Source organism: Flavobacterium sp. (assembly GCF_046155325.1).
Lineage (GTDB): Bacteria > Bacteroidota > Bacteroidia > Flavobacteriales > Flavobacteriaceae > Flavobacterium.
In genome coordinates this window covers 1-8,963 of record NZ_JBJXDQ010000072.1, presented here as the reverse complement: position 1 = coordinate 8,963, position 8,963 = coordinate 1, and the positions used below count along the sequence as shown (strand labels likewise).

General features: G+C 32.4%; 12 protein-coding genes. 6 read left to right on the top strand and 6 right to left on the bottom strand.

Annotated elements, in window-relative coordinates; genetic code table 11:
- Positions 1–411, bottom strand: a 411-nt coding sequence (locus ACKVOD_RS04810; RefSeq protein WP_409208340.1) for a Rieske (2Fe-2S) protein, incomplete at its 3' end; no start/stop codon positions are given.
- A gap of 164 nt (positions 412–575) precedes the next feature.
- On the opposite strand from ACKVOD_RS04810, the gene greA reads away from it, so the two are divergent.
- The 3 genes from greA to ACKVOD_RS04795 all read left to right on the top strand — a co-directional run bounded on the left by greA (position 576) and on the right by ACKVOD_RS04795 (position 2,730).
- On the top strand, positions 576–1,052 hold the full coding sequence (gene greA / locus ACKVOD_RS04805) for a transcription elongation factor GreA (protein WP_409208339.1): 477 nt from the start codon (positions 576–578) through the stop codon (positions 1,050–1,052).
- A 95-nt stretch (positions 1,053–1,147) separates the two neighbouring features.
- Positions 1,148–1,537 carry an HIT family protein gene (locus ACKVOD_RS04800; protein ID WP_409208338.1) on the top strand — a complete coding sequence of 130 codons (390 nt, stop codon included), beginning with the start codon at positions 1,148–1,150 and terminating at the stop codon, positions 1,535–1,537.
- Positions 1,538–1,557: 20 nt separating this feature from the next.
- Positions 1,558–2,730, top strand: a complete 1,173-nt coding sequence (locus ACKVOD_RS04795) for a transglutaminase domain-containing protein (RefSeq protein WP_409208337.1) — start codon at positions 1,558–1,560, stop codon at positions 2,728–2,730.
- Here the strand turns inward: ACKVOD_RS04795 and ACKVOD_RS04790 are convergent.
- The gene (locus tag ACKVOD_RS04790; RefSeq protein ID WP_409208336.1) at positions 2,722–3,873 is read right to left on the bottom strand and encodes a sensor histidine kinase; all 1,152 of its coding nucleotides are present in this window, start codon (positions 3,871–3,873) and stop codon (positions 2,722–2,724) included. The genes ACKVOD_RS04795 and ACKVOD_RS04790 overlap by 9 nt on opposite strands.
- A 190-nt stretch (positions 3,874–4,063) precedes the next feature.
- Here ACKVOD_RS04790 and ACKVOD_RS04785 point away from each other — a divergent pair, with 190 nt between their 5' ends.
- The 3 genes from ACKVOD_RS04785 to ACKVOD_RS04775 all read left to right on the top strand — a co-directional run bounded on the left by ACKVOD_RS04785 (position 4,064) and on the right by ACKVOD_RS04775 (position 6,063).
- Entirely contained in the window at positions 4,064–4,441 is a 378-nt protein-coding gene (locus tag ACKVOD_RS04785) for a DUF3127 domain-containing protein (RefSeq protein ID WP_409208335.1), read from the top strand.
- Positions 4,442–4,542: 101 nt separating this feature from the next.
- Positions 4,543–5,175: a leucyl/phenylalanyl-tRNA--protein transferase gene (gene aat / locus ACKVOD_RS04780; RefSeq protein ID WP_409208334.1), complete on the top strand. Its 633-nt coding sequence runs from the start codon at positions 4,543–4,545 to the stop codon at positions 5,173–5,175.
- Positions 5,176–5,274: 99 nt separating this feature from the next.
- Positions 5,275–6,063 carry an MOSC domain-containing protein gene (locus ACKVOD_RS04775; RefSeq protein ID WP_409208333.1) on the top strand — a complete coding sequence of 263 codons (789 nt, stop codon included), beginning with the start codon at positions 5,275–5,277 and terminating at the stop codon, positions 6,061–6,063.
- Here the strand turns inward: ACKVOD_RS04775 and ACKVOD_RS04770 are convergent.
- The 4 genes from ACKVOD_RS04770 to ACKVOD_RS04755 form a co-directional block, all read right to left on the bottom strand.
- Positions 6,060–6,620, bottom strand: a complete 561-nt coding sequence (locus ACKVOD_RS04770; protein ID WP_409208332.1) for a DNA-3-methyladenine glycosylase I — start codon at positions 6,618–6,620, stop codon at positions 6,060–6,062. The two genes, ACKVOD_RS04775 and ACKVOD_RS04770, sit on opposite strands and share 4 nt — an antisense overlap.
- Entirely contained in the window at positions 6,610–7,269 is a 660-nt protein-coding gene (locus ACKVOD_RS04765) for a queuosine precursor transporter (RefSeq protein WP_409208331.1), read from the bottom strand. Before ACKVOD_RS04765 ends, ACKVOD_RS04770 begins: the two co-directional genes overlap by 11 nt.
- 68 nt (positions 7,270–7,337) lie before the next feature.
- Entirely contained in the window at positions 7,338–8,267 is a 930-nt protein-coding gene (locus ACKVOD_RS04760) for a carbohydrate kinase family protein (RefSeq protein ID WP_409208330.1), read from the bottom strand.
- A 1-nt stretch (position 8,268) separates the two neighbouring features.
- Positions 8,269–8,963, bottom strand: a 695-nt coding sequence (locus tag ACKVOD_RS04755; RefSeq protein WP_409208329.1) for a glycoside hydrolase 100 family protein, incomplete at its 5' end; no start/stop codon positions are given.

Sequence of the window (8,963 nt, the reverse complement as noted above, 5' to 3'; positions counted from 1 at the left end):
ATTCCCGTTAACTTCCACTCGATATTGTTTCATTGCGTATTGCTTTCCTTCACATTTTGTTCCTATACATTGTCCGGAATATAAACTATATTCTGCATTGTCACAGGAACAAAGAGCAATACTGCCTTTTAATATCATTGTAGAACAATCACTCAAACTTTGATTAGGGCAGGCGGCATCAAAAGCAGTATAACCAGTTCCAGTATTAAAAACAAAAACACCCTTAACACCATATCCTGGAATAAATACCCCATTACCAGAATATTTTAAATCAGAAAAAGAAGGTAAATTCATATTTACATCAACTGCAACCGAATAATTTGGTAAATAGGGGTTGTTATTGTTGAAGTTTGAATCGTTACAACACGATAAAATGGGGATAGTTAAAAATAGAACTATATATTTTTTCATTTTCGATATTAAGGTAAAGAATTAGCAAAACAAATTTAATTTATTTAACTTTGAAATGAATATGATTAACATATATTTAAAGACTAAATAAAAATATTACTATCTTTGTGGAAAGAAATCCCGTCCAGATGGGATTTTTTCTATTTTATATAAACGATGAAGTTATGAGTACAGTATCTTATTATACCGCTGAGGGATTAAAGAAATTAAGAGAGGAATTAGACTATTTAAAAAGTGTAATGCGTCCAAAAGCATCACAAGATATAGCCGAAGCAAGAGATAAAGGAGATTTATCCGAGAATGCCGAGTATGATGCAGCCAAAGAAGCGCAAGGAATGCTCGAAATGAGAATTGCAAAGTTAGAAGAAGTTCATTCTAATGCTAGATTGATAGATGAAACTACTTTAGACCTTTCTAAAGCATTGGTTTTATCAAATGTAAAAATCAAGAATCAGGCTAATGGAATGGAAATGAGATACACACTTGTTGCCGAAAGTGAAGCCGATTTGAAAACCGGAAAAATATCGGTGACCTCCCCAATTGGAAAAGGTTTACTCGGAAAATCGGTTGGTGAAGTTGCTGAAATAACAGTTCCAAATGGAGTGTTGAAATTTGAAGTTCTAGAAATTTCAAGAGACTAGTTACAGATTTCAGCTAGCAGATTTCAGGCTGCTTAAATTAATCTTTTAAACAACGTTAAATCTTTAAACTCCCGTCTTCCAACTTCTAATTTCCTATGAGTTCCATTTTTACCAAAATCATAAACGGTGAAATTCCTTGCTATAAAATAGCTGAGGATAATAATTTCATTGCTTTTTTGGATGTAAATCCAAATGCAAAAGGACATACTTTATGTGTTCCAAAACAAGAAATTGACAAGATTTTTGAGATTGAAGATGAGTTATATCTTGGACTTATGCAGTTTTCAAAAAAAATTGCTGTTGCTCTCGAAAAAACAGTTTCTTGCAAAAGAATTGGTATGACAGTTATTGGACTAGAGGTTCCACACGCCCATGTTCATTTAATTCCACTAAACGAAATGGATGAAATGCGTTTTCAGAATAAAGTCACTATGACTAAACAAGAGTTTGAAATATTAGCTAAAGAAATTAGTTCAAATTTATAAATCGACTAATTTAGAGGTTAATGAAAGCCATTTTCTTGTTTCTTTACTTTTCGATATCAATTTCAATATTTGGACAAACTAATGATGCCAATTTATTAATTGATAAAAAAATTGATGCCATTCCTGAAAATCTAAATAATGCTACTACTTCAATTTCTGAATATATTACAGCTAATTTTAAATCTGATAATGATAAAATCAGAGCCGTTTATTATTGGACGGTTTCTCATATTAGTTATGATTTAGAACGTTTAAATGAGGCAAAAACTACTTTAACAGAAAAAGAAAAAACAGCAAAAACACTAACTTCAAGAAAAGGAATTTGTGAAGATTATGCTCTAATTTTTAATGAATTAGCCAATCTAGTGGGGGTTAAAACTTTTCAAATACAAGGCTATTCAAGACAAAACGGAAAAATAGATATTTTGTCACATGCTTGGTGTGCGGCTAGTATTGATAAAAAATGGTATTTATTTGATCCAACCTGGGGTGCTGGTTTTGTTGATAAAAATAAATATTTCAAAAAAATAAATAATAACTTTTTTAAAGTTGCTCCTGACCAAATGATACATTCTCATATGCCATTTGATTATTTATGGCAATTTATGAGTTATCCAATAACCAATCAAGAATTTATAAGTGGAAAAACACTAGTTAATAAAGCAAAAAAAGAATTTGATTTTGCCAGAGAAATAAATAGGTTTGAAGCTTTGCCAAAAGGGGATGCTTTTTTTGAATCTGCTCAAAGAATTGAGAAAAATGGAATTAAAAATCAGCTAATTTTAGAGGCATTTAATTATGCCAAAGAGGTAAGTAAAAATGAGAGAGAAAATCAAAATAGTGATAAATTCAATAAAATTGTTGCTCAATATAATGAAGCTGTAAACGAATTTAATGATTTTATATTTTATCGAAATAACAAATTTAAACCCATTTTACCGGACGATGAGATTAAGTCAAAAATCACAAAGCCAATAGAAAAATTTAAAAAATGTCAGGAAGATCTTTTTAAATTAGGGTCTCTAAACAGCAGCAATAATGATAATGTAACTAGTTTAAAAAAATCTATTGCCGATCAATTGCTACAGTCGGACGTGCACTTAAAATTTGTAAATTCATATTTAAGTAAGGGTAAATTGATACGGAAAACAATGTTTACAAAACTCACTTATTTCGGAGTTCCTTTAAATTAATTCCATTACCTTAAAACTTATCTGCATAGTAGTTCCATTACCTATTTCTGAATGTAGTACTTCAATATCTCCTTTGTGGTATTCAACAACAATTCTTTTGGTCAGTGATAATCCCAAGCCCCATCCGCGTTTTTTGGTAGTAAATCCAGGTTCAAATACACTTTTATATTGATTTTTAGGAATTCCTTTTCCAGTATCAGAAATGTTTATTCTAACAAATCCACCTTCGTGGAGTATTTCAAGAGATAATTTTCCTCGACCTTTCATAGCATCGATGGCATTTTTAACTAGGTTTTCAATCGTCCAGCTGTGCAAGGTAGGGTTCATTAAAACCATAATAGGATTGTTGGATGCTTTGAAAGTAAATTCTACTTGTTTAGAAAATCGAGATTGTAAATAATCATATGATTTTTGGGTTTCATCTATGATGTCCTTTTTCTCTAAAATGGGCTCAGAGCCAATTTTGGAAAATCGTTCTGTAATAGTCTGTAAGCGATCAATATCCCTTTCCATTTCTAAAACTGTCGAGGTGTCAATGTTCTCTGTTTTCAAAATCTCAACCCAGCCAATCAAAGACGAAAGTGGTGTGCCAATTTGATGAGCAGTTTCCTTTGCCATTCCTGCCCAAAGTTTATTTTGGGTTGCCATTTTGGTACTTTTATAAAAATTATAAACCATCCCAGCAAACAAAACAATAATAAGCACTAAGGCCACAGGATAATACTTTAGTTTGTTTAATAAATCAGAATCACCATAATATAATTGGTGAGTTTTACCCTCAGAAATATTAATTAAAATAGGCTCATTTTGATTTTTTAATCGTTTCAAAACAGACTTTAACTGCACTTTATTTTTTAACACATCATCATCAATGTTTAAAGTATTAATGATAGAATCATTTTCAGTTTGAATAATAGGAATGTTTGCCGATTGTATAATCAATGCAGGCAAAGTTATATCGGCATTAATGTCAGCATTGTTCAATGATTTTTGTGCCTCTGCCCAATGCTCCATTTTTATACGCTCTTCTTCTTTAAATATTTGAAAAAAAGAATAAGTATTCCATAGAATCAAGGAAACTATCAAAAAAGAAACAAATACGATAATCCAACGTGTTGTGATTCGACTTTTAGAAAACTGCATAAACTATTTTTGAGGTATAAATATAAGTATTTAATAGAATTAATAAAGTTTTATTCTTTCTTTCTTAGAAATGTAAAAAACATGAATTTATTTTTCTGCTTATACTTCTAATATTGAAGAAATTGATATATTTGTAAAGCATATTTTTATATGATTTTATTTCAATTCGAACATTATAAATAGAGAACAGATGGAAGTTACAGGAAAAATTAAAATGATTGATCAAACCAAAGAGGTTGGATCTGCAGGTTTCAAAAAAAGAGATATTGTAGTTACTACAGATGAGCAATATCCACAACATATTTTGGTTCAATTTGTTCAAGATAAATGTGAATTATTGAACAACTACCAAGTAGGAGAGTCTGTGAAAATTGATATTAATTTGAGAGGGCGTGAATGGACTAATCAACAGGGAGAAACCGTTTATTTTAACACGATTCAGGGTTGGAGAATTGGGAAGGTACAAGCTGAAGCTACACAAACGCCAACTGCTCCTATGCCAGCGGCACAAGCATTTGCTCCAGCTACAAGTTTAACCGAGGAAGAACCAGATGATTTGCCGTTCTAAGACATAAAGAAGCTGAAAAATACGAAGTCAGAAGTTTGAGTTTACTTAAATTTCTGGCTTTTTCGTTTTTTTAAAATTGCTATTGATTCTTGAAATTAAAAATGTATTACCTATCTACTCATTTATTTTTCCCACCTGTTTCCGAAGCTAATCCTGATGGAATTCTTGCCATTGGAGGTAATTTATCTCCCGAAAGATTAATTTTAGCATACAAAAGCGGAATTTTCCCTTGGTTTGAAGATGGGGAACCTATAATTTGGTGGTCGCCAAATCCCAGAATGGTACTTTTTTTAGACGAATTGGTAGTTTCCAAGAGTATGCGAAATATTTTAAATCAAGATATATTTAAAGTGACTTTCAATCAAAATTTTAGGGAAGTAATTTCTTCTTGCCAAAAAGTAAAAAGGAACGGTCAAAGAGGCACTTGGATTACAAACGAAATGATTGAAGCCTATTGTGAATTACACCAATTAGGAATAGCAAAATCAGTTGAGGTTTGGCAAAACGATAATTTGGTTGGAGGTTTGTATGGCATCGACTTGGGAAGTATTTTTTGTGGCGAAAGTATGTTTTCTATAGTTTCTAATGCTTCGAAAGTTGCGTTTATAAGCCTTGTTAATCAATTGAAAAACGACAATTATAAACTATTAGATTGTCAAGTTTATAATGAACATCTAGAAAGTTTGGGCTGTAGAGAAATTGATAGAATTGAATTTATGAAGTTTTTAAAATAAAAATTAGCCACAGATTTACACAGATTTAACGGATTATCACTGATTTTATTTGTGAACTTTGCGAAATCTTTTTCCCTTCGCGGTAAAAAAACAGTAAAAATGAATTTGAAATCTTATACAGTAACCGAACTCTACATTTATCCAGTCAAAAGTTTGGCTGGCATTCCTGTAGAAACTGCTTTGGCTCAAGAAATGGGTTTTGAAAACGACCGTAGATGGATGTTGATAGATAATGAGAATCAGTTTATTACCCAACGAAATCATCCTGTTTTGACTCAGTTTTTCCCCAAAATAAATGAAAGTTCTATCGAAATATCCTATTTAGACAAAAAGCATGAATTTTCAATAAGTGAAAGTTCGGATATACCTATTTTTTCGAAAGTCTGGGATGATGAAACTACTGTTTTCGAAGTGAACGGCACGACTTCAAAATGGTTTAGCGAAATTTTAGGTTTTGGCTGTAAACTGGTAAAAATTGGCGATAGAATACACACGAGTACCCAACTTAACAAATCGCTAAATGTAAGTCTAGCCGATGGCTATCCGTATTTATTAATGGGTTCTAAAAGTTTTGATTTCTTAAACGAAAAATTAAAAAAGAAGATAACAATTCAAAGATTTAGACCCAATATTGTTATTCGAACCACAGTTGCTCACGAGGAAGATTCTCTGACTCTTTTTCAGATTGGAGCAGTAAAATTTCAAAATGCAAAACCATGTAGCAGATGTATTATGATAAACAATAATCCCGAAAATGGAATTGTCTACAAAGAACCTTTACGCAGCTTAAGCAAATACCGAAAGGTTGATAATTTGGTGTTTTTTGGCACCAATCTAATCTGCTTGAATGAAGGGGAAATTAATGTTGGAGACTCCTTAGTTTTTTAACTCCTTTTCCAACAATCTTGCACATGGTCATTCACCATTCCTATGGCTTGCATATGTGCGTAAACCACTGTTGAGCCTACAAATTTAAACCCTCTTTTCTTTAAATCTTTACTAATTGTATCTGAAAGTGGAGTAGTAGCTGGAACCTCTTTCATTGTTTTTGGATTATTTTCGATGGGTTTTCCTCCGGTAAAATTCCAAATATAGTTGGAGAAACTACCAAATTCTTCCTGTACTTTCATAAATGTAATGGCGTTAGAAACGGTGGCTCTTATCTTGAGTTGGTTTCTGATAATTCCAGCATTTTGAAGTAATTCTTGAATTTTATCTTCTTGGTAATGGGCTATTTTCGTATAATCAAATTGATTAAAAGCGCTTCTGAAATTTTCTCTTTTGGATAAAATGGTATACCAACTTAACCCCGCTTGAAAAGTCTCCAATACTAAAAATTCAAAAAGAGTAGCATCGTCATAAACAGGATTTCCCCATTCGTGATCATGATAATCTCGATATAAATCGTCTTTTTCGCACCACGAACAGCGTGTTTTAGTTAACATCACTATCTTTTGCTAAATATTTTTTAATGATGTAATGCCCTAAATAAATGAATGGAGTCATACCAATAGCTATAATCAATTTTACAAAATAACCAGTAAAAGCGGATTTTATAAAAACATCGGTTGTCATTTTACCAGTCATCCAAAAGGCTATTCCCAATACAATGAAACTGTCAAATAGTTGCGAAATCACGGTAGAACCCGTACTGCGCAACCAAATCATTTTATTGCCAGTTTTGTTTTTCAGAAAATGGAAAATAGTTACATCTATGAGTTGCGAAACTAAAAATGCGGTTATACTCCCCACTATTATCCACATACTTTGTCCAAAAACACCATTAAATTGAGCATCGGTTACTAGGTTTTCGCCCTTTACGGCTGGAATTTTTAAAGCAAAGAAAAGGAGTACAAAGCAGTAGGCAATTAGACTTGCTGTAATTAAGGATAGCTTCCGAACTCCTTTTTCTCCAAAATATTCATTGATTAAATCGGTTGTTACAAAAACGATTGGCCATGGTAGGATGCCAATACTCATTACCGCAGAGCCTGCATAAATTAGTTTCCCGCCAATTAATTCGGCTACAATTGCATTGGTAATGAAGATACCTGCAAGAATTAGATAAACAGTATCTTTTTTAGACTGAAACATACACTTTGATTTGAAATCAAATTTAGTATTTTTTAATTAGATTTTGGTTTCCTCCAAAAAAATAAAACTTATTCCAAACTATTATTTAGATTAATGTTATCGGGTAACCTTCCGATGTTTTGGAGTTTTATACTGGCTAGTTTTTGCGCTATAGTAATACTTTCGTCAAAGCTTTTATGTTTCAATCTGGCATACAAAAAACCAGTCCAAAAAGCATCGCCAGCACCTGTGGTATCTTTGATTTCTTTGATTGGAATCGCATGTTGAAAAAGAAGTCCTTGGTTTGTATCTGATAGTTGCACACCATCTTTGCCTTTAGTCAAACAAACTGTTGAGGCTCCCAATTTGTGAAAATAATCAAAGATAAAGTCTTCAGATTTGGTTTCGCCAAACAAACGCAAACAATCATCTTCGCTCACTTTCACGAGGGGATCATTTGACAAATAGTCTTTCAAAACTTGATGCGCTTCTTCACGATTAGTCCATATTCTTTCTGAAAAATTGATATCTATACTGGTTTGCAGTCCTAGAGCTTTTGCTTTTTTGGCACTTTCTAAAATAGTGGTTCGAGCTGGATTTTTACTTAAAGCAAAACAAGTAGTATGGAAAATTTTAGCTTTTTCTAATAATTCATCTGGGATTTGACTTTTAATAATTTGGCAATCCGCTTCTCTATACGGAATAAAATCAGGTGTTCCAGTAGATTTTGACACAAAAATAACTGAAGTGGGTTCTGCTTTTGATTTTCGAATTTGGGAAGTAATCACATCGTATTTTTGTAATTTTCGAATGATATAATCTCCCAAACCATCGTCTCCGCAAGTGGCTATTAAAGCTGAATTTAATCCTAATCTTGCAGCATTAACAGCAACATTGGTAGGAGAACCGCCTAAATAGCGATGGTAATCTCTTGCTTTTTTTATTGGCGCATTTACTTCGTGACCAATAAAGTCAATCAGCACCTCGCCAACACAAATAATATCTATTGTCTTTTCCATTTTAAACTAAAAATTTAAAATTTGTATATATACTTTGATGCAACATTACCGTAGCTGCTCCACTCCAAGCACAAAAAGGAACTCCATTTGGTGCTTTAGTCTCACTATTGTAATTTTCGTAAAAACTGAAATTCTCTACAGAATTAATTTGGTTTATAGCGTTTAACAGTGTTGTAGCATCGCTATTTTTTTCTTTGGCAAGCAAAGCCAACCCAAAGAAACCGTTAACCATTGGCCAACTTCCCCCATTATGAAACTCGTTTGGATAATTCCTGAATTCGTACTTGCAATTATTTTTGAGTAAATTCCAGTCCAAGTCTTGCTCTTGAATAGGAGGCCAAAATGCTGGAATTAATCCTAATGGTATCTCTTTCGAAAGGTTTAGGCCATGCTCCAAAATACGGTTTTGAAAATCTGAATTTCCAATATTTAAAAGCAAAGCAAGAGAGTTAGCGAAAGCATCAAATTGTGTTTTGTAACCTGCTGGCGAAAAAGAACAAGGCATAAATTCTTGAATATTTGCCTCGATATAGGCTCTTTCATGGTATTTTTCCCCAACTGAATTGGGAGTAAAATTAATTTCGATTTGCTCGGTTATTTTTTCAATTTTGAAAGCAATCAAATCGCTTTTTGCAAAATGGTTGTAACTTTTCAATGCCCAAATCCGAAGCAATTGATCATATAAAACATAACCAT

What these genes read in the sequence shown, in the direction of transcription:
- aat (WP_409208334.1), top strand. Translation starts at nt 4,543, where the DNA reads ATGTATTACCTATCTACTCATTTATTTTTCCCACCTGTTTCCGAAGCT.
- ACKVOD_RS04770 (WP_409208332.1), bottom strand. Translation starts at nt 6,620, where the DNA reads ATGTTAACTAAAACACGCTGTTCGTGGTGCGAAAAAGACGATTTATAT.
- ACKVOD_RS04760 (WP_409208330.1), bottom strand. Translation starts at nt 8,267, where the DNA reads ATGGAAAAGACAATAGATATTATTTGTGTTGGCGAGGTGCTGATTGAC.
- ACKVOD_RS04785 (WP_409208335.1), top strand. Translation starts at nt 4,064, where the DNA reads ATGGAAGTTACAGGAAAAATTAAAATGATTGATCAAACCAAAGAGGTT.
- ACKVOD_RS04800 (WP_409208338.1), top strand. Translation starts at nt 1,148, where the DNA reads ATGAGTTCCATTTTTACCAAAATCATAAACGGTGAAATTCCTTGCTAT.
- ACKVOD_RS04765 (WP_409208331.1), bottom strand. Translation starts at nt 7,269, where the DNA reads ATGTTTCAGTCTAAAAAAGATACTGTTTATCTAATTCTTGCAGGTATC.
- ACKVOD_RS04795 (WP_409208337.1), top strand. Translation starts at nt 1,558, where the DNA reads ATGAAAGCCATTTTCTTGTTTCTTTACTTTTCGATATCAATTTCAATA.
- greA (WP_409208339.1), top strand. Translation starts at nt 576, where the DNA reads ATGAGTACAGTATCTTATTATACCGCTGAGGGATTAAAGAAATTAAGA.
- ACKVOD_RS04775 (WP_409208333.1), top strand. Translation starts at nt 5,275, where the DNA reads ATGAATTTGAAATCTTATACAGTAACCGAACTCTACATTTATCCAGTC.
- ACKVOD_RS04790 (WP_409208336.1), bottom strand. Translation starts at nt 3,873, where the DNA reads ATGCAGTTTTCTAAAAGTCGAATCACAACACGTTGGATTATCGTATTT.